Here is a 17,657-nt window from a genome sequence, read left to right as displayed (position 1 = left end):
TTAGCGGGCCGCCCGGCTGATGGCTTCCCGGCGGTTGGTAGCACCGAGCTTGCGGTAGATGGCGCGCTGGTGGGTCTTGAGTGTGTTGACCGAGATGGACATCCTCTCGGCGATCTGCTGCATCGTCATAGCGGTCCTCAGGAAAGCCAGGATCTGCCGTTCACGCGGTGTCAGGCGTGCCGCACCAGAATCCGGTCGGTGATGCTCACCCGTCAGCAGGGCTTCCTCGACGAAATCGGGGTATGCGGTGTACGACCGGTGAGCTGCCAGCAGTTCTTTGCAGACAGCGTCGGGGTTGTCGACGAACTGGTACCGCACATGCTCCGGGCACGCCACGGTCAACATCTCTTCCATCCGCTGGTGCGCCTGCTCGGCCTGCCCATGCTGCCAATCCAACAACGCCAACGTGTACAGCGCGTACGCAGCGATATACCCCGGCAGCTGCGGCTCGAGGGCCTGGTGAGCCAGGCGGTCGGCGAGGTCGAGCGCGCCCAGCCGACGGCACATCCCGGACATGACCGCCGACACCATCGGAACATGTTGGGAACCAACCACACTCGCGGCGAGGTCCAGCGCGAGGTCATGCTCCCCCCGCGCCTCGGCCAGGCGGGCACGACTCGCCGTCTTGTAACTGACCCACGGCACGCCATGGGTGTCGGCGTCGGGCATGCGGGCCACGGCGGCCTCGGCGGCGGCGAGCACACCGTTTTCGCGCAGGGTCGCCGCGCTGAATGCCAGGAACATCCGTGACGTGTCGGGGTACCCGACACCGACGGTGCCACTCGACGGGATCAAATCCTCGACCGCCGAGGCGATCTCACCATGCCAGAAGCGAATCCAGCCGGCGGTGAATCGCTCGATACCGTCACCGTCGTGCGACAGCCACAGCTCGGGAGTGGATTCACCCGACGACACGGCCAGTTGCAGTGCCTGCTGTGCCTGGCCCAACTCGCCCGAGTGCGCCAGGGCGAAAGCGAGGCTCTGCCTTGCCCGGTGAGCCACCTCCTGAAGCCCGAGAGCCGCGCACTCGTGCACCGCCGCCTCCAGAAACTCCGAACCACGGGTCGGGCTTCGACGTATCCGCGAATCCGCCCAGCCGAGAACGAACAGCGCGCACGCGTAGATGCGCGGCGCCACCACGTCACGGTCGGCCAGCGCGGCCTGGACGCGGCCGGCGGCACGGTCCATCACCTCGCGGTCGTCAGAGATCAACAACGCAGTGAGATCGGCGATGAAGTCGAGCCGTTCCGGTGACGCCGCCTGTGCGGTCATCCTCTCGGCGCGGTTGAACAACAGCGCTGCCGTGACGTCGTCGCCGGCCATGGCTCGACAGCTGGACCGGATCATCAACGTCTCGGGGTTCTCACCAAAGGCTTCGATGAGCCGGAGGCAGGCCAGATCGAGTGCCGTGGAACGTGATTGAAGCAGCAGCTCAAGCCAATGGTCAGCGACGATCTCGTGCCCGAATGCGTCCTCACCCACGACCGCGAGCTCGACCGCCTCCAACGGATAGCGCTGCGCGAGCTCCACCGCCGCCAACCGGTTGAGCCGCTTCCACTCCTTGGGATCCCGGCGCCTCTGGATCTCCTGGCAGTGCCTGACGAAGATCGAATGCCATTGAAAGACTGCGCTTTCGCCGGACCCGATGCGCTCGATGAACAGCCCCGCGGCGACGCAGTCGTTGAGCAAGGCGCCGCTGTCCGGACGGCCGGAGAGTGCGCGGGCCAGGTGCTCGTCGACCCGTGGGCACACCGTGGCTTTGAGCGCGAATTCGGCCAGATCCGGTCGTATCCGGGCCAGCACCGCCGTGTCGATGTACTCGGTGAGGTCAGCGTCGACGGTAAACGTCGGAGCATCGTCTCCGCTGACCAGGATGAGGCGAACCGCGCCGGGCCACCCGGCGGTGGCTGTCATGATCCGATCGATGTCTTCTGGCTGCGCTGCGGCACCGGATGCGGCCACCAACGTCTGCATGTCGCCACGGGTGAAGACCAGTTCTGTCGCGCCGATCACCGCCGCCTTGTCATGGACCCGAACCCGCGCCCAGGCCGGACTCACCGGGTCGGTCGTGACCAGGACGAACTGCAGCCATTGCGGCCCGTTCTCAACCAGCTCCACCACTTCGTCGTCGCCCCACACTGACCGGGCAAACTGGAAGTCGTCGATCACGATGGTCACGTACCGGCCGGGATCGATCGACATGAGCGCTGCAACGGCCGCATCGTAGGTCGCCGAATCGAATGCCCCTGACAAGGACTGCTCCAGCGAGCTGTCGCCGGTATCGCGTGCGGTGTTCAACAGTGCGGTCAACACCCCGCGCAGCACATCGGTCCGGTCGCTCATCCGGTCGGTCAGCGTCAGCCACGCCACGGAACCCGGTCGCTCACTGTGGCGCCCTGCGGCCCACTGTGACACCGCGACCGTCTTGCCGAACCCCGACGGAGCGCCTACCAGGACCGCCCGCTTGCGGTCCAGGTACTCGTCGATCCTGCTCGCGATCGCCCCGCGCTGCAGCATGTCCGGGTTCGACGACGGCGTGGTGGCGAGAAACCACGGCACCGGGTGCATCCCGGATGTTCCGGACGGTTGCAACAGCGTTTCCTACTCGATCGTCCGAACCGACAATGGTGTGCCGGCTCTGTGTGCAGAGCCGGCACACCATTGTGGCCCCTATGGGGTGACGATGTTGAACCAGAACGGGAAAGTATCGAGCATGCCCACAAAGTCGTCCACTGCTTGGCGATTGCCGTCGAGGGTGACTTTGTTCTGGTCGATCCCCTCGTTGAGTTTGAGCTTGCCCATCTGAATCTCGTTCATGGTCGCCTTGGTCAGCTTGAGGCTGGCGTCGGCGTTGGGAACGGGAGCGTCCGCATAGTTCAGCACGCCGTTCTCCACGGTGAGCACATACTGCTTCTTCAGATCGGTGAAATCGACGTTGAGCGTGATCTTCTTGCCCGCAGCCTTCTGGCCGTTGAGTCGCACGCTCAGGTAGTCGAACATCATCTCCGGCGGCATGGCATTGATGGTGTCCGGACTTGCGGTGTCGGTACCGCCGGCATCCGGCACGCCATTGCGCAATTCATGGGCACCCTGCAGATACACCGCGCGCCACGGCCCCGACTCGGCCTGATAGCCCATCTGCTCGTAACTGTCGGCAAGCAGGTTCTTGGCGTTGGCGTTGTTCGGGTTGGCGAACACCACCTGTTTGAGCACCATCGCCGTCCAGCGGTATTCGCCCTTGTCGAAGTCGGCCTTGGCCTTCTCCAGGACGGCGTCCTCACCACCCATGTAATCGACGTACTTCTTGGCCGCCGGCTCGGGCGGCAGATCGTCGAGGTCGGACGGGTTGCCGTCGTACCAACCCATGTAACGCTGGTAGACCGCCCGGGAGTTGTGCTTCAGAGTGCCGTAGTAGCCGCGGTCGGGCCAGTAGTTGTTGATCTCGGGCGGGAATTGGAGTTCCTCGGCGATCTCGGAGCCCACCAGACCCTGGTTCATCAGCCTCACCGACTGGTCGTGCATGTACTTGTACATGTCACGCTGACGCTTCCAGTAATCGATGATGTTGGCGTTGCCCCACTTGGGCCAGTGGTGACTCTGGAACTTCACCTCTGTGTTGGGGCCGTAGGTCCGGATCGTCTCGTCGAGGAACTTGGCCCAGATGCGGGCATCGCGTACCTGGGCGCCGCGCAGGGTCAGCAGGTTGTGCATGGTGTTGGTGGTGTTTTCGGCCATCCACATGGCTTTGAACTGGGGGAAGAAGGTGTTCATCTCGGTGGGCGCCTCGGTGCCCGGGGTCATCTGGAATTCCATGTCGACGCCATCGATGGTCATCTTCGTGCCGGTGGTACTGATGATGTCGGTCGGGATGATCAGCGTCGGCACACCGGTCGAAATAGTCTGGCCGAGACCGGCGTTCACACCGCCCTGCGGACTGCGCGGCAACAGTGCACCGTACATGTACACGGCACGTCGCGACATGGCATTGCCGGCGATGACGTTCTCGCTGACCGCATCCTCGACGAAGGCCTGGGGTGCAATGACTTTCACCTTGCCGGAATCGACGTCGGCCTGGGAGATGATGCCACGAACGCCGCCGTAGTGGTCGGTGTGTGAGTGGCTGTGTATCACCGCCACGATCGGTCGGGCACCGAGTTTCTCGTTCGCCAGATCCAGGCCGGCTTTGGCGGTTTCCGGCGAGATCAACGTATCGATCACGATCCATCCAGTATCGCCCTTGACGAAGGTGATGTTCGACAGGTCGTAACCGCGGACCTGATAGATCCGGTCGGGTACCACCTCGAACAAGCCGTACTGCATGTTCAGCTGGGCATTGCGCCACAGGCTGGGATTGACGGTGTCAGGCGCGGGCTTGTCGTCGGCGATGTACTTCTTGTACTCCTCCATGTCCCAGATGACGTTGCCGTCGGCGCCCTTGATGGTCAGCGTGTCAGGCTTGGCGATGAGGCCGCGCTTGGCGTCCTCGAAGTCGGCTTTGTCGTTGAACGGCAGCGTGTCGGCCAGCTTCTGGTTGGCCGCCTTGGTCGCCTCGGAGGCACCTTTGACGCTGTTGTCGGTCTTGACTCCGCCATTGCCACCGGAAGATCCGCCGCCGGAGTTGTCGTCACATGCGGCGATCAGCGTGGTCGCGACGCCGGCTACGGCCAGTCCGCCCAGCATCCTGCGCCGCGGCAGTTGTGCACGCAATTCGTGAGGCTTATCGGCTTGATATGGCTTCGAATTGGGATCCATGCGGGCCAATTATGCCGACATCCCAGCCGATTTGCGTGCAAAACACCGGACCGATCCAGTTCGCCACGTCAAGTCCGAATGGTGACCGCCATTCTCCGCATAACCAATTCCGCAGCAGGCGAACGGATATCGGCTCTCCGACATCCGTTGTGTCACCACCACCCGTTGCACGGGTTCGATATTCAGCCGGAAATGTTGATCACACCGTCCGTTTCGTTGACCGGGTAAGTCGTCAGGGGTAGCACCGCGGGGCCGTTGAGCACCGATCCGGTGGTCACGTCATAGCGGCACCCGTGGCACTGGCACAGAATGACGGTCCCGGTCAGCATTCCTGCCGACAGCGGACACGCCTCGTGAGTACACAGATCGTCGAAGGCGTAGAGCTTCCCTTCGACCCGCGCCACCGATACCCGCCACTTGCGGTCTTCGAGGTAGTACGGGTTCACCGAGCCCTCGGGCAGTTGATCTGCGGCGCCGAGCCGCCGTGTCGTCGGTATCGTCATCGTGACCTCGCAGGTTCTCGGGCGCTCAGTACGGGTAATCGGGAATGACGTCCTGATTGCGGGCGTCCAGTCGGAGTTCACCTGGTGCACCGGCCGGCACCAGCGGTCGGTGCGGCATCGTCGCCGACAGCCGCTGGTAACCCGATCCCAGCGGCGGCCGCAGATCCTCCTCACCCTTGTTGGGCCAGAACGACATTGCCCGCTCGGCCATCGCCGTGATGGTCAGCGATGGGTTCACTCCGGGATTGGACGGCATCACGCTGCCGTCGAGGATGTGTAGCCCCGGCTGACCGAAAACCCGTTGGTACGGGTCGACAGCGCCCTGTTCGGCGGTGTCGCCGATGGGCATGCCGCCGATGAAATGTGCTGACGCGGTGCGGTTGAGCGATTCGAACATCAGCGCATACTGGTCGCAGCCCATCTGTTTGGCGAGCCGGTCGGCATACTCCTCGACTACCGGAATGTGCACCGGTGGCGACTTCTCGCTCCCCTTACGACTGCGCAACATGCCGTTCTTCCAGTACAAATTCAGCGATGTGTCGTCGGCCTGCATGCACAACAGAACTGCCATCCGCTCGGACCAGTGCCGAGGATCAGCGCCGCCCAACACATTTCTAGGATGTGTGAAGAGTTCCTTGAACAGATTGAGGGTCGGGTGCTTCTGGTCGCCGATGTGGTGATGGTTGAAGAGCAACGCCATGAGGTTGCTTCCGACGCCGTAATAGACCGGCTCGATACTGGTCATCTCGTCGGGCCAGACGCCCGAGGTGATCGACACCGCCCCGGGCGTGATGTGGATCTTCTCCGGGTCCTTCTTCCATTCACCGTAGGTGCGGTTGACGCTCAGCAGCTGCTCGGAGTTGGTGCGCGCACGTTGGCCGAGGTGACTGGACATCCCTCGCAGCTTGCCGTCGTGCTGCATGTGCAGCAGAAGCTTGGCCGTGCCGTAGGCGTGGGCCGCCACGATCACCTGGTCGGCCGTGTAACGCCGGCGCTGCGACCGCGCCGCACGATGGCCCCATCCGGGATGGCGCGTCAGTACCTCGAATCCTCCGCCGACCAGCTCATCGATCTCGTAAACCTCGTGCAGTTCGTGAACGACGGCGCCGAGCTTCTCGGCCAGATAGAGATAGTTGACCGTCAACTTGTTCTTGGCGTTACGCCCACAGCCGATCATGCAGTCGCCGCAGTTCACACACCCCCTGCGACGGGGCCCGACACCGCCGAAGTACGGGTCGTCGGCTTCTTCGTCGGGAGTGCCGAAGTAGACGCCGACGGGCGCCCGGTTGAAGGTGTGCCCGATCCCCATGTCGTCGGCCACCTGCTGCATATGCCGGTCGACGTCGGTGGGCAGGTACGGCACCCGGACCACGCCGAACATGCGTCGCGCCTGGTCGATGTAGGGCGCCAGTTCGTCAGCCCAATCGGTGATTCCGGACCACTCCGGGGCGTTGAAGAATCGCCTCGGCGGCACGTACAGCGTGTTCGCGTACACGTGTGAACCACCACCGACTCCGGCGCCGGACAGGATCAGCACGTCGTCGAGTACCTCGATGCGCTGGACGCCAAACATCTCGAACTCTGGCTGCCACAGGAACTTACGCATGTTCCAGCTGGTCTTGGCGATCGCTTCATCGGGCCAGCGTTTGCCGGACTCCATCACCGCAACGCGGTAACCCTTTTCGGCGGCACGCATTGCGGCGACACTTCCACCGAATCCGGAGCCTATGACGATGACGTCGTAATGCCTGCCTGAGTCGGTCATGTTCACCTTCACGTAGCTGGCCGTGCCGGGAAAAATTCGCGAACGGGTCCGACCGTAGTACGAGAATGGAACGCCAACTACACAATTGACAATATTGTCGCATTTGCAAAATGGTTGACATAATCAATTCCCTCACCCGAAAAAGGTGAGGAAATAATCAATATCGCTTACGCCGACCTCGCTGCCCACCAGACGCAAAAGTGCCCCAAACCCGAAGGTTTGGGGCACTTTTCTGTCTGCTCGCGCGGAGGAGGGAGAAGGAGCCTTCGCTACTTCGCTTTTTCCAACACCTCGACCAGCCGCCACCGCTTGGTGGCCGACGTCGGCCGGGTCTCCATCAACGAGACGCGATCGCCGATGCCGGCGTCGCCGTTCTCGTCGTGCGCCTTGACCTTCTTGGTGGTCCGGATGATCTTGCCGTAGAGCGGGTGGCTCTTACGATCTTCCAGCTCGACCACGATGGTCTTCTGCATCTTATCGCTGACCACGTAGCCGATGGCGGTCTTGCGACGACCACGCGGTGTCTCGGTGGCCGGCGTGTGCCTGGGGCCCTTAGTTTCTGCCATTACGAATCCTCACCAACAGGTCCGGATGCCAGACCCAACTCACGTTCACGCAGCACGGTGTAGACCCGTGCAATCTCCTGGCGCACGACGCGCAGCCGACGGTTGTTGGCCAGCTGACCGGTCGCCATCTGGAAGCGCAGGTTGAACAGCTCTTCCTTGGACTCGCGCAGCTTCGCCGTCAACTCGGTGTCGGACAGTTCACGCAGCTCACCAGGCGTAGTTCCCACTGCCATCAGAACTGCTCCTCTCGACTCACGATGCGTGCCTTGATCGGCAGCTTGTGGATTGCGCGAGTCAGTGCTTCCTTGGCGATCTTCTCGTCCGGGTAGCTGATCTCGAACAAAATGCGACCCGGCTTGACGTTGGCGATCCACCACTCCGGCGAACCCTTACCGGAACCCATGCGGGTCTCGGCGGGCTTCTTGGTCAGCGGGCGGTCCGGGAAGATGTTGATCCAGACCTTGCCGCCACGCTTGATGTGCCGGTTGATGGCGATACGAGCGGACTCGATCTGCCGGTTGGTGATGTAGGCGTGGCCGAGGGCCTGGATGCCGTAGTCACCGAAGCTCACCGACGTACCACCGCTGGCGATGCCACGCTGGCGCGGGTGATGCTGCTTGCGGTGCTTGACCTTACGGGGAATCAGCATGATTTAGCTCTCCGTGCTCTCAGCGGCCGGCGCAGCCTCGACAGCGGCGGCCGGCTGAGTTGTGGCTGCAGCGGTATCGTCACCCGTCGCAGCGCGTCCCGCCTCAGTGCTCGTCGCCGTGGTGCCCGAAGAACCGCTACGACGCGGCCGGGTGCCCGACGGACGCTCACGACGCGGCCGGTCTGCGGCCGGCGCGGCGGCGGTCAGCTCACGCTTGCCACCGACGATGTCGCCCTTGTAGATCCAGACCTTCACGCCGATCCGGCCGAAGGTGGTCTTGGCCTCGTACAGGCCGTAGTCGATGTCCGCGCGCAGCGTGTGCAGCGGAACCCGACCCTCGCGGTAGAACTCCGAGCGGCTCATCTCAGCACCGCCGAGGCGGCCCGAGCACTGCACCCGGATGCCCTTCACGTTGGGCTGACGCATCGCCGACTGGATCGCCTTGCGCATCGCGCGACGGAACGCCACACGGTTGCTCAGCTGCTCGGCGACGCCCTGGGCGACGAGCTGTGCCGTCGACTCAGGGTTCTTCACCTCGAGGATGTTGAGCTGAACCTGCTTCTTGGTCAGCTTCTCCAGGTCGGCGCGGATGCGGTCGGCCTCGGTGCCGCGGCGACCGATGACGATGCCGGGACGCGCGGTGTGGATGTCGACTCGAACTCTGTCGCGAGTCCGTTCGATCTCCACGTCGGCGATACCGGCGCGCTCAAGACCAGTGGCCAGCAGACGCCGGATGGCGACGTCTTCCTTCACGTAGTCCTTGTACTGCTTGTCGGCGTACCACCGGGACTTCCACTCGGTCGTGATACCGAGGCGGAAACCATGGGGATTGATTTTCTGGCCCACTACTCCGAGCCTCCCTTCGTCTCGGCCGTGCCCTTCGCGGCGGAAGCCTTGCTGCCCTGCGCACGACGGCTGCGTGCCGAACCCGTCGAAGAGCCGCGCGCACCTCCGTTGCTCTTGGGCGGCCTGCTTTCCACGATCACCGTGATGTGGCTCGTGCGCTTGCGGATCCGGAACGCACGCCCCTGGGCGCGCGGGCGGATGCGCTTGGCGGTCGGACCCTCGTCAGCGGTGACAGTGGCGACCACCAGGGTCGTCGGGTCCAGGCCCTCGTTGTTCTGCGCGTTGGCGGCAGCGCTCGCGATCACCTTGGCGACCGGCTCGCTGGCAGCCTGCGGTGCCCACCGCAAGATGTCGAGGGCTTCCTCGACGCTCTTGCCACGGACCAGATCGATGACGCGGCGGGCCTTGCTGGCCGAGACACGCACGAAGCGCGCCTTCGCTGTCGCGGACGGATATTCAATGACTGTGGTACTCATCGCCGCTTGCTCTTCCGGTCGTCCTTGATGTGACCCTTGAAGGTGCGCGTCGGGGCGAATTCGCCAAGCTTGTGCCCGACCATCGCCTCGGTGACGAACACCGGGACATGCTTACGGCCGTCATGCACCGCAAAGGTATGCCCGATGAAGTCGGGGAGGATGGTCGACCGACGTGACCAGGTCTTGATGACCTGCTTGGTGTTCTTGTCGTTCTGAACGTCGACCTTCTTGAGAAGATGGTCATCGACGAACGGACCCTTTTTCAGACTACGAGGCATCGCTGCTACTCCTTCCGCTGCCTAGCGCTTCTTGCCGGTGCGCCGGCGACGGACGATGAGCTTGTCGCTCGGCTTGTTGGGCTTGCGGGTGCGGCCCTCGGGCTTGCCCCACGGGCTGACCGGATGGCGGCCACCGGAGGTCTTGCCTTCACCACCACCGTGCGGGTGGTCAACCGGGTTCATCACGACACCACGGACGGTCGGGCGCTTGCCCTTCCACCGCATACGGCCGGCCTTACCCCAGTTGATGTTGGCCTGCTCCTTGTTGCCGACCTCGCCGACGGTGGCGCGGCAGCGCACATCGACGCGACGGATCTCACCGGACGGCATACGCAGCGAGGCGTAGCTGCCTTCCTTACCCAGCAACTGGATGCTGACACCGGCCGAGCGGCCGAGCTTCGCACCGCCACCGGGCCGCAACTCCACAGCGTGGATCACGGTACCGGCGGGGATGTTGCGCAGCGGCAGGTTGTTACCCGGCTTGATGTCGGCGTTGGGACCCTGCTCGATCACGTCGCCCTGCTTCAGACCCTGCGGCGCGATGATGTAGCGCTTCTCGCCGTCCAGGAAGTGAAGCAGCGCGATGTTCGCGGTGCGGTTGGGGTCGTACTCGATGTGCGCGACCTTGGCGTTGACGCCGTCCTTGTCATGGCGACGGAAGTCGATGACGCGGTAGGCACGCTTGTGGCCGCCACCCTTGTGCCGGGTGGTGATCCGGCCGTGAGCGTTACGACCACCCTTGCCGTGCAGCGGGCGAATCAGCGATTTCTCCGGAGTCGAACGAGTGATCTCGGCGAAATCGGAGACGCTGGCACCGCGACGACCCGGGGTCGTCGGCTTGTACTTGCGAATTCCCATATCAGTTAAATCCTCTTAGTTCCCGGCGCTTACGCCGGGGCTCCGAACAGTTCGATCGGCTTGCTGCCGGCGGCCAGAGTGACGATGGCGCGCTTGGTGTCCTTGCGCTTACCGAAGCCCGAGCGGGTGCGCTTGCGCTTGCCCTGTCGGTTGGCGGTGTTCACCGAACTCACCTTGACGCCGAAGATCTTCTCGACGGCGATCTTGATCTGCGTCTTGTTCGAGTCCGGGTGCACGACGAACGTGTACACGTTGTCCTCGATCAGCCCGTACGACTTCTCCGAGATGACCGGGGCCAGGATGATGTCGCGGGGGTCTGTAATCGTTGCCATCAGACCGACGCTCCTTCTTTTTGGTCCTTGGTGCTCGCTGAGATGTACGCGTTCAGCGCCTCGACGCTGAACACCAGGTCGTCGGCATTGAGCACGTCGTAGGTGTTCAGCTGATCCGGCGAGATCACATGCACACCAGGCAGGTTGCGAACGCTACGGGCGCCCACCTCGTCGGTCCGGCCGATGATCACGAGCACCTTGCGGCGGTCGGTGATCGCCCCAAGGAACGACTTTGCGCTCTTGGTGGACGGGGTCTGACCTTCGACCAGTTCGGTGATCGCGTGGATGCGCTCATTGCGGGCCCGGTCCGACAGCGCACCGCGCAGGGCGGCAGCGATCATCTTCTTCGGGGTCCGCTGGCTGTAGTCGCGCGGCTGCGGGCCGTGCACGACGCCACCACCGGTGAACTGCGGTGCGCGGGTCGAGCCCTGACGAGCCCGGCCGGTGCCCTTCTGCCGGTACGGCTTCTTGCCGCCACCGGAGACCTGGGCGCGGGTCTTCGTCGAGTGCGTGCCCTGGCGCTTGGCGGCCAACTGCGCGTTGACGACCTGATGCATCAGAGCGATGTTGGGCTCGACGTCGAACAGCGCCGCGGGCAGCTCGACGCTGCCGTCGGTCTTGCCGGACGGAGTCTTCACATCAATTTTGAGAGTCATTACTTCTCGCCTCGCTTGATTGCGCTGCGGACAACCACCAGACCACCGTTGCGTCCGGGGATTGCGCCCTTGATCAACAGCACGCCGTTCTCGGCATCGACCTTGTGAACCTTGAGGTTCTGCGTGGTCACCCGGTCGTGGCCCATGCGGCCCGACATCCGGGTGCCCTTGAACACGCGGCCCGGGGTGGCACAGCCACCGATGGAGCCGGGGCGACGGTGCACTGCCTGTGCGCCGTGGCTGGCGCCCTGGCCGGCGAAGCCGTGACGCTTCATCGTGCCGGCGAAGCCCTTGCCCTTGCTGGTGCCGGTCACGTCGACGAAAGCACCGTCGGCGAAGATCTCGGCGGTCAGCTCCTGGCCCACCTCGTACTCGGCGGCAGCAGCCTCGTCGACCCGAAGCTCAGCCAGGTGGCGGCGCGGGTTGACACCCGCGGCGGCGTACTGACCGGTGACGGGCTTGTTGACCTTGCGCGGGCTGATCTCGCCATAGGCGAGCTGCACGGCGCTGTAGCCGTCGCGCTCGGGGGTGCGGATAAGGGTCACCACGTTGGGGCCGGCCTTGACGACCGTCACCGGGACGACTTTGTTGTTCTCGTCGAACACCTGCGTCATGCCCAGCTTGGTGCCCAAAATGCCTTTTCTAGCCATTTTTCTCGGGTCTCCTACTGGATGTTGACGTCGACACTTGCCGGCAGATCGATGCGCATGAGCGCGTCAACCGTCTTCGGCGTCGGGTCGAGGATGTCGATCAGTCGCTTGTGGGTGCGCATTTCGAAATGCTCCCGCGAGTCCTTGTACTTATGCGGCGACCGAATGACGCAGTAAATGTTCTTCTCGGTCGGCAACGGCACGGGGCCCACCACGCTGGCACCGGTACGGGTGACCGTCTCGACGATCTTGCGCGCCGAGGCATCAATGGCCTCATGGTCGTAGGCCTTGAGCCTGATGCGGATCTTCTGTCCCGCCACGCTTCTCCTACCTCTACTTCGTACATCGGCCGGCCGTATCGGAACTCGATGGGAAAAACCCACCGAAACCCGTCGGGCCTGGTGCCTCGGCGCGGGTGCGCCGAGAATTTGCCGCCGCTGTTTACCTGTCTGTGGTCCACCGACCCCCGCGGTCGGGCGTGTCGCCCTCGCGCACACTTTCTCGCCCTGGAAATCAGTCGCGATCTAGTGTTGGGACCGGATGCGCCCGTGGGGGCGCCGGTCGTATGCCCGGCCAGGAAATACCCGGCGCAAGGCAACCCGAACAGTATGCCTTAGAACCTGGCGTGCTCCAAATCCACGATCGAGCAGGTCGGGGGCGTGCATGCACGCCGCCCCGATCGGCGCCGAGATTGCACTCAGGGACAAATCTGGGCCGGGCTCATCCCTCACTTCAATCTGGGTGCTCCGGCGCTGCGCGTATGCCTATCTTACTTATGAGTAAGGTAGGCGCGGTGACCGTCACCTCCACGTACCGCGCTTGGCAGCAGTTGTCCGGCAAGCCACTGGGCACCTACCTGTTCTCGGCGGCGGCCATGGCCCGGGTGCCCTACTTCGCGTCGATCCTGCCGCACGTCGTCCGCATGGAGCCCGGCCTGGCCGAGGTGACCGTGCCGAAGTGGTTCTACGTCTACAACCACCTGCACACCGTGCATGCCATCGCGTCGTGCAATGCCGCCGAGATGGCGATGGGCATGCTGATGGAGGCCACCGTGCCGACGACGCACCGCTGGATTCCCAAGGCGATGAACGTGCAGTACCTCGCCAAGGCCACCACATCGCTGCGGGCCCGGGCCGAGCTCATCCCGCCGGATTTCGGCACCCTCGCCGAAGGCACCGACATCGTGGTGCCGGTCAGCATCACCGACCGCCATGGCGTCGAAGTGGTGCACGCCGACATCACCACCTGGGTGACGCCCGCCTAGTTCACCGAGCGTGCACTCAGATCGTGATTTGCGCCGAAACCGCGATCTGAGCGCACCGTCGGCACTAGTCCAAATAGGTGCCGTGCCCTTCGCGCACCAGTGCACCGTCGAACAACAGCACCTCGTTGACCAAACCGCCGTTCTGATTGCGGTAGTGGATCACCAGGGCCGACTCGCCACGGTATGTCGCAAGCACCTCGAAATGCAGATCCGGCATGCCGGCCAACGCCGTGGTCCAGTAATGGCGTAATGCGTCCTTACCGTGCACCACGCCCCCGGTCTCCGGGAAGACGCGCGCTGCGACCGGCGAACTGAACACCACGTCGTCGCGGAAATGCGCCAGCACCGCCTCCACGTCGTGCGCGTTCCACGCCTTCACCCATTCCTCGGCGAATGCATGTGGATCCGGTGTCGCCATCGAGTTCACTTACCCCTCAGCCCGGCCCAGAACGGGCATTGATGCTCATGTGCGTAGCCATTGTCGACGCGACTGCCGTCGGCCTGCAACGACATTCGGGGCGGTGTTCCGGCGCCGTCGAATTCGGGCCACCCCGGCTGACCGTCGGCCGCGGGATCACCGGTGCGCACGAAAGCGCTCCAGTAGTCGATCATCTGGTCCGAGAGGCGTTGCTGCGCCGGGTCCAACGGAGGCGCCCCGCCCACGTCGAACAGATAGCGAAGCTCCAACGAGTGACTGGCTCCGACCGGGAAGGGCAGCGTTCGCAGAACCTCCGGCGCCGGCGCGGAGCGGTCGTTGAACTCGTAGGCGTAGACGGGCCCGGCGCGGGACAGTTCACCGGCCATCCGCTCCGAGACACACGCGAAGTCACCGTCGGTGACGGCCGCCGAATACGCCTGTGCCACACCGCCGTACCGATCGATCGGATAGGAGGCACCGACGGCTGCGGCGTCGGCGCCGAAGGTCTCGGACAGGAGTCGCGGGTAGTCCCCCACGACGTAGCGCTGGCCTTGACGCAGATAGCGCAACGCCACGAACAGCGTGAACTCATCACGGGTGGTACCGATCAGCACCGGCACCCGATCGGCGCGGTCAGATCCGAATGCCGCCAACGGGGCCTGAGGCACCAAGGCCGATCCGGTGACCGGACCGGTCAGCTCGTCACTGCCGATATTGAAGTACCACACTGGTTTTCGCAGGCTGTCCACCGGCAGTCCACGCAGGCAGTTGGCGGCCACCACGAGATCGGGGCATCCGGCGGCGGCTGCGTAATCGAGCGAGCGTCGGGTCGCCGTGGCTATGTCGGCCTGCGCATGGCACGGCGCGCTCATCAGGATCGCAGCTCGGAACAATCCCGCCGAACCCGGCGACACCAGATGGTCGCACACCGACATGCCACCCGCGGATTCACCGGCGACGGTGACCTTTTCCGGATCGCCGCCGAAGTCGGAGATGTTGTCGCGCACCCACCGCAGTGCCGCCTGCTGGTCGGCCAGGCCGTAGTTGCCGATGTCACCGGAGACCCCAAGGGCCGGGTGGGCCAGGAACCCCAGCGTGCCGAGACGGTAATTGATCGTCACCACCACGATGCCGCCGTGCGCGGCCAACCGGCCCGCGTCATAGATATCGCCGCTGCCGCCCACGAACGCGCCGCCGTGGATCCACACCATCACGGGGCGCAACGCATCCGAGACCGGCGGCGTCCAGACGTTCAGACTCAGGCAGTCCTCGGCGGCGTTGGCCCCGCGTTCGGGATCTGAATCGGGGTCCTGGATGCAGCGCGGACCGGGCCGGGTGGCGTCGCGCTCCCCCGGCCATCCCGGTGCGGGCGCCGGCGCGGAGAACCGCATCGGCCCCACCGGGGCGGCGGCATACGGCACCCCGGCGAAGAGCCGGTGGTCGGATGCCACTGTGCCGCGCAGGGTTCCGGCTACGGTCCGGACGACCGCCGGGTCCAGCCCCTGCGCTTGGCCCGGCGCATGATCGGCCGGATGACCGGGCGTCACCGCCTGACCGCCACCCCGTGCACAGCCTCCCACCAGCATCACCAGCACTGCCAGCAACGCGACGACGCGACGCCCAGACCGCATGGCTGCGAGCGTACGGGGCCGATCGACAAAATCTGCTCCCTTGCGTGGCGCCGATCACATATGGTGGTAATTGACACCCGTCAAATCCCCGGCAGTGAGGAGTCTCGATGAGCGCGCCGACGATGGATGACGCCGCGAAGGTGCTCGCCGATCCGACGGCTTACGCCGACGACGCGCGCCTGCACACCGCGCTGACCCACCTGCGCGCCAACAATCCGGTGGCATGGGTGGACAACCGGCCCTACCGACCGTTCTGGGCGATCACCAAGCACGCCGACATCATGGCCGTCGAGCGGGACAACGAACTCTTCATCAGCGAGCCCCGGCCACTCCTGGCCACCGCCGCCGCCGACGATCTGGCCAAACAGCAGCTCGAGGCCGGGATGGGCCTGCGCACGCTGATCCACATGGACGACCCCCACCACCGCAAGGTGCGGGCCATCGGGGCAGATTGGTTCCGCCCCAAGGCAATGCGGGCGCTCAAGGTTCGCGTCGACGAGCTCGCCAAACGCTATGTCGACAAGATGCGGGATATCGGTCCCGAGTGCGATTTCGTCACCGCGATCGCCGTCGACTTCCCGCTCTACGTGATCATGTCCCTGCTCGGGCTCCCCGAAGAGGACTTCTCGCGGATGCACATGCTGACCCAGGAGATGTTCGGCGGCGACGACGACGAGTACAAGCGCGACGGCGGCTCACTGGAGGACCAGCTCGCCGTCCTGATGGACTTCTTCGCATACTTCTCCGCGCTGACCGCATCGCGCCGCGCGAACCCGACCGAGGACCTGGCGTCGGCGATCGCCAACGGCACCATCGACGGGGAGCCGCTGACCGACGTCGACACCGCGTCGTACTACGTCATCGTCGCCAGCGCCGGCCACGACACCACCAAGGACGCGATCTCGGGCGGACTCCACGCGCTCATCGAGAATCCCGACCAGTTGGCCCGGCTGCGCGCACAGCCCGAGTTGATGGGCAGCGCAGTCGAAGAGATGATCCGGTGGTCCACCCCGGTCAAGGAGTTCATGCGAACCGCCACCGCCGACACCACGGTGCGCGGCGTGCCGATCGCCAAGGGCGAATCCGTCTATCTGGCCTACGCTTCGGGCAATCGTGACGAGGAGGTCTTCGACCACCCGCACCGCTTCGACGTCGGGCGTGACCCGAACAAGCACCTGGCTTTCGGATACGGCGTGCACTTCTGCCTGGGCGCGGCACTGGCCCGGATGGAGATGAACAGCTTGTTCACCGAGCTGCTGAGCCGCCTGGACTCCATCGAATTGGCCGGAACACCAGAGCTTTCCGCGACCACGTTCGTCGGCGGACTCAAGCACCTGCCGATTCGTTACTCGCTGCGCTGAGACTGTTCTGACCGCCGGTGGGTGGCCAGGAACCCGTCCACCGCGGCCCGCACGCAGGTGGTGTAGTCGAATTCCGACAGCGTGCTGAGCTTGCCCAATACGATCGGACCCAGCAGCAGTGCGGCGGCCTGCGTGCGATCGACGTCGCCGAGCTCGACAACGGCCTCGGGGCTGTCGAAGATCGCCTCGAACGGTAGGGCGTACTGCTCGGCCACCCGTTCACGCAAGGTCCGTACCTCGGCACTGTCGTCCGTCCGCCACGGCAGCTGTTCCATGTCGCCGCCGAGCGCCAACCATGACATCGCGGTGATGCTGATCGGCGCCTCGGCGATCGAGTCGGCCTGCGCCTGAACCAGGGCGATCAGCCGCTCACGCAGCGGCCCGTCCCCCGGCGGCATCGGCGCAGCCGGGATGAGAGCCCGAAATGCCGCGGCCAACAAGTCATTTCCGCTCGGGAAGTGCCGGTACAACGTCGCCCTGGCCACATTCGCGGCGCGGGTGACCGCGTCGACCGTGACCGCACTCGGACCGCCTGACCGCAACAAGGACGTCGCCGCTTCGAGCAACCGGGCCCGGGACCGGGCCGGACGCGGGTCACCGCTTTCGGCAGTCATTCGCCAACACCTCCAGAAAACAGACTTACCGTCTCGCT

General features: G+C 64.6%; 19 protein-coding genes and 1 pseudogene. 2 read left to right on the top strand and 18 right to left on the bottom strand.

The genetic code is table 11. The annotated features are described in order from the left end of the window. The 15 genes and pseudogenes from ACZYZF_RS10215 to rpsJ form a co-directional block, all read right to left on the bottom strand. Positions 1–2,559, bottom strand: coding sequence for a LuxR C-terminal-related transcriptional regulator (locus ACZYZF_RS10215; protein ID WP_463835549.1), 2,559 nt, complete (start codon positions 2,557–2,559; stop codon positions 1–3). A gap of 111 nt (positions 2,560–2,670) precedes the next feature. Next, positions 2,671–4,752 carry an alkyl/aryl-sulfatase gene (locus tag ACZYZF_RS10210; protein WP_463835548.1) on the bottom strand — a complete coding sequence of 694 codons (2,082 nt, stop codon included), beginning with the start codon at positions 4,750–4,752 and terminating at the stop codon, positions 2,671–2,673. Positions 4,753–4,934: 182 nt separating this feature from the next. Continuing rightward, a complete protein-coding gene (locus ACZYZF_RS10205) occupies positions 4,935–5,255 on the bottom strand; it encodes a Rieske (2Fe-2S) protein (protein WP_463835547.1) in 321 nt (106 codons plus the stop codon). Between the two features lie 25 nt (positions 5,256–5,280). After that, entirely contained in the window at positions 5,281–7,020 is a 1,740-nt protein-coding gene (locus tag ACZYZF_RS10200) for a GMC oxidoreductase (protein WP_463835546.1), read from the bottom strand. 269 nt (positions 7,021–7,289) lie between these two features. Next, on the bottom strand, positions 7,290–7,586 hold the full coding sequence (gene rpsQ, locus ACZYZF_RS10195) for a 30S ribosomal protein S17 (RefSeq protein WP_463745002.1): 297 nt from the start codon (positions 7,584–7,586) through the stop codon (positions 7,290–7,292). Beyond that, the gene (rpmC, locus tag ACZYZF_RS10190; RefSeq protein ID WP_055109978.1) at positions 7,586–7,819 is read right to left on the bottom strand and encodes a 50S ribosomal protein L29; all 234 of its coding nucleotides are present in this window, start codon (positions 7,817–7,819) and stop codon (positions 7,586–7,588) included. The genes rpsQ and rpmC overlap by 1 nt, the downstream gene beginning before the upstream one ends. Then, entirely contained in the window at positions 7,819–8,235 is a 417-nt protein-coding gene (gene rplP / locus ACZYZF_RS10185) for a 50S ribosomal protein L16 (RefSeq protein WP_036441254.1), read from the bottom strand. The genes rpmC and rplP overlap by 1 nt, the downstream gene beginning before the upstream one ends. 3 nt (positions 8,236–8,238) lie before the next feature. Then, a complete protein-coding gene (rpsC, locus tag ACZYZF_RS10180) occupies positions 8,239–9,081 on the bottom strand; it encodes a 30S ribosomal protein S3 (RefSeq protein ID WP_463745003.1) in 843 nt (280 codons plus the stop codon). A 14-nt stretch (positions 9,082–9,095) separates the two neighbouring features. Then, positions 9,096–9,557: pseudogene (gene rplV / locus ACZYZF_RS10175) on the bottom strand (50S ribosomal protein L22); the annotation flags it as partial. Next, entirely contained in the window at positions 9,554–9,835 is a 282-nt protein-coding gene (rpsS, locus tag ACZYZF_RS10170; protein WP_044516135.1) for a 30S ribosomal protein S19, read from the bottom strand. The gene rpsS and the pseudogene rplV, both read right to left, overlap by 4 nt. A gap of 21 nt (positions 9,836–9,856) precedes the next feature. Continuing rightward, positions 9,857–10,693 carry a 50S ribosomal protein L2 gene (gene rplB / locus ACZYZF_RS10165; RefSeq protein ID WP_463745004.1) on the bottom strand — a complete coding sequence of 279 codons (837 nt, stop codon included), beginning with the start codon at positions 10,691–10,693 and terminating at the stop codon, positions 9,857–9,859. 29 nt (positions 10,694–10,722) lie between these two features. Beyond that, on the bottom strand, positions 10,723–11,025 hold the full coding sequence (rplW, locus tag ACZYZF_RS10160) for a 50S ribosomal protein L23 (protein WP_463745005.1): 303 nt from the start codon (positions 11,023–11,025) through the stop codon (positions 10,723–10,725). Further along, positions 11,025–11,681, bottom strand: coding sequence for a 50S ribosomal protein L4 (gene rplD / locus ACZYZF_RS10155; protein WP_463745006.1), 657 nt, complete (start codon positions 11,679–11,681; stop codon positions 11,025–11,027). The genes rplW and rplD overlap by 1 nt, the downstream gene beginning before the upstream one ends. Beyond that, entirely contained in the window at positions 11,681–12,331 is a 651-nt protein-coding gene (gene rplC / locus ACZYZF_RS10150) for a 50S ribosomal protein L3 (RefSeq protein WP_166902623.1), read from the bottom strand. The genes rplD and rplC overlap by 1 nt, the downstream gene beginning before the upstream one ends. 14 nt (positions 12,332–12,345) lie before the next feature. After that, complete coding sequence (gene rpsJ / locus ACZYZF_RS10145; RefSeq protein ID WP_003925843.1) at positions 12,346–12,651, bottom strand: 30S ribosomal protein S10; 306 nt, start codon at positions 12,649–12,651, stop codon at positions 12,346–12,348. Positions 12,652–13,124: 473 nt separating this feature from the next. Here rpsJ and ACZYZF_RS10140 point away from each other — a divergent pair, with 473 nt between their 5' ends. Further along, positions 13,125–13,595: a hotdog fold domain-containing protein gene (locus tag ACZYZF_RS10140; RefSeq protein ID WP_463745007.1), complete on the top strand. Its 471-nt coding sequence runs from the start codon at positions 13,125–13,127 to the stop codon at positions 13,593–13,595. Positions 13,596–13,659: 64 nt separating this feature from the next. On the opposite strand, the gene ACZYZF_RS10135 is transcribed toward ACZYZF_RS10140, so the two are convergent. After that, positions 13,660–14,013, bottom strand: a complete 354-nt coding sequence (locus ACZYZF_RS10135) for a nuclear transport factor 2 family protein (RefSeq protein ID WP_463745008.1) — start codon at positions 14,011–14,013, stop codon at positions 13,660–13,662. A gap of 5 nt (positions 14,014–14,018) precedes the next feature. Next, positions 14,019–15,644 (bottom strand): carboxylesterase/lipase family protein, encoded by a 1,626-nt coding sequence (locus ACZYZF_RS10130; protein ID WP_463835545.1) that lies wholly within the window; start codon positions 15,642–15,644, stop codon positions 14,019–14,021. 107 nt (positions 15,645–15,751) lie between these two features. Between ACZYZF_RS10130 and ACZYZF_RS10125 the strand changes: the two genes are divergently transcribed. Beyond that, positions 15,752–17,005, top strand: a complete 1,254-nt coding sequence (locus ACZYZF_RS10125) for a cytochrome P450 (RefSeq protein WP_463745010.1) — start codon at positions 15,752–15,754, stop codon at positions 17,003–17,005. Here ACZYZF_RS10125 and ACZYZF_RS10120 read toward each other — a convergent pair. Further along, positions 16,990–17,619, bottom strand: coding sequence for a TetR/AcrR family transcriptional regulator (locus ACZYZF_RS10120; RefSeq protein ID WP_463835543.1), 630 nt, complete (start codon positions 17,617–17,619; stop codon positions 16,990–16,992). The two genes, ACZYZF_RS10125 and ACZYZF_RS10120, sit on opposite strands and share 16 nt — an antisense overlap. Positions 17,620–17,657: the final 38 nt, after the last annotated feature.

The organism is Mycobacterium sp. IDUB_24, from assembly GCF_055419385.1.
This window is presented reverse-complemented; position numbering and strand designations above follow the sequence as displayed.

What these genes read in the sequence shown, in the direction of transcription:
- ACZYZF_RS10210 (WP_463835548.1), bottom strand. Translation starts at nt 4,752, where the DNA reads ATGGATCCCAATTCGAAGCCATATCAAGCCGATAAGCCTCACGAATTG.
- ACZYZF_RS10135 (WP_463745008.1), bottom strand. Translation starts at nt 14,013, where the DNA reads ATGGCGACACCGGATCCACATGCATTCGCCGAGGAATGGGTGAAGGCG.
- ACZYZF_RS10200 (WP_463835546.1), bottom strand. Translation starts at nt 7,020, where the DNA reads ATGACCGACTCAGGCAGGCATTACGACGTCATCGTCATAGGCTCCGGA.
- rpmC (WP_055109978.1), bottom strand. Translation starts at nt 7,819, where the DNA reads ATGGCAGTGGGAACTACGCCTGGTGAGCTGCGTGAACTGTCCGACACC.
- rplC (WP_166902623.1), bottom strand. Translation starts at nt 12,331, where the DNA reads ATGGCTAGAAAAGGCATTTTGGGCACCAAGCTGGGCATGACGCAGGTG.
- ACZYZF_RS10120 (WP_463835543.1), bottom strand. Translation starts at nt 17,619, where the DNA reads ATGACTGCCGAAAGCGGTGACCCGCGTCCGGCCCGGTCCCGGGCCCGG.
- ACZYZF_RS10205 (WP_463835547.1), bottom strand. Translation starts at nt 5,255, where the DNA reads ATGACGATACCGACGACACGGCGGCTCGGCGCCGCAGATCAACTGCCC.
- rplP (WP_036441254.1), bottom strand. Translation starts at nt 8,235, where the DNA reads ATGCTGATTCCCCGTAAGGTCAAGCACCGCAAGCAGCATCACCCGCGC.
- rpsQ (WP_463745002.1), bottom strand. Translation starts at nt 7,586, where the DNA reads ATGGCAGAAACTAAGGGCCCCAGGCACACGCCGGCCACCGAGACACCG.
- ACZYZF_RS10125 (WP_463745010.1), top strand. Translation starts at nt 15,752, where the DNA reads ATGAGCGCGCCGACGATGGATGACGCCGCGAAGGTGCTCGCCGATCCG.
- ACZYZF_RS10130 (WP_463835545.1), bottom strand. Translation starts at nt 15,644, where the DNA reads ATGCGGTCTGGGCGTCGCGTCGTCGCGTTGCTGGCAGTGCTGGTGATG.
- rplD (WP_463745006.1), bottom strand. Translation starts at nt 11,681, where the DNA reads ATGACTCTCAAAATTGATGTGAAGACTCCGTCCGGCAAGACCGACGGC.
- rpsS (WP_044516135.1), bottom strand. Translation starts at nt 9,835, where the DNA reads ATGCCTCGTAGTCTGAAAAAGGGTCCGTTCGTCGATGACCATCTTCTC.
- rplB (WP_463745004.1), bottom strand. Translation starts at nt 10,693, where the DNA reads ATGGGAATTCGCAAGTACAAGCCGACGACCCCGGGTCGTCGCGGTGCC.
- rplW (WP_463745005.1), bottom strand. Translation starts at nt 11,025, where the DNA reads ATGGCAACGATTACAGACCCCCGCGACATCATCCTGGCCCCGGTCATC.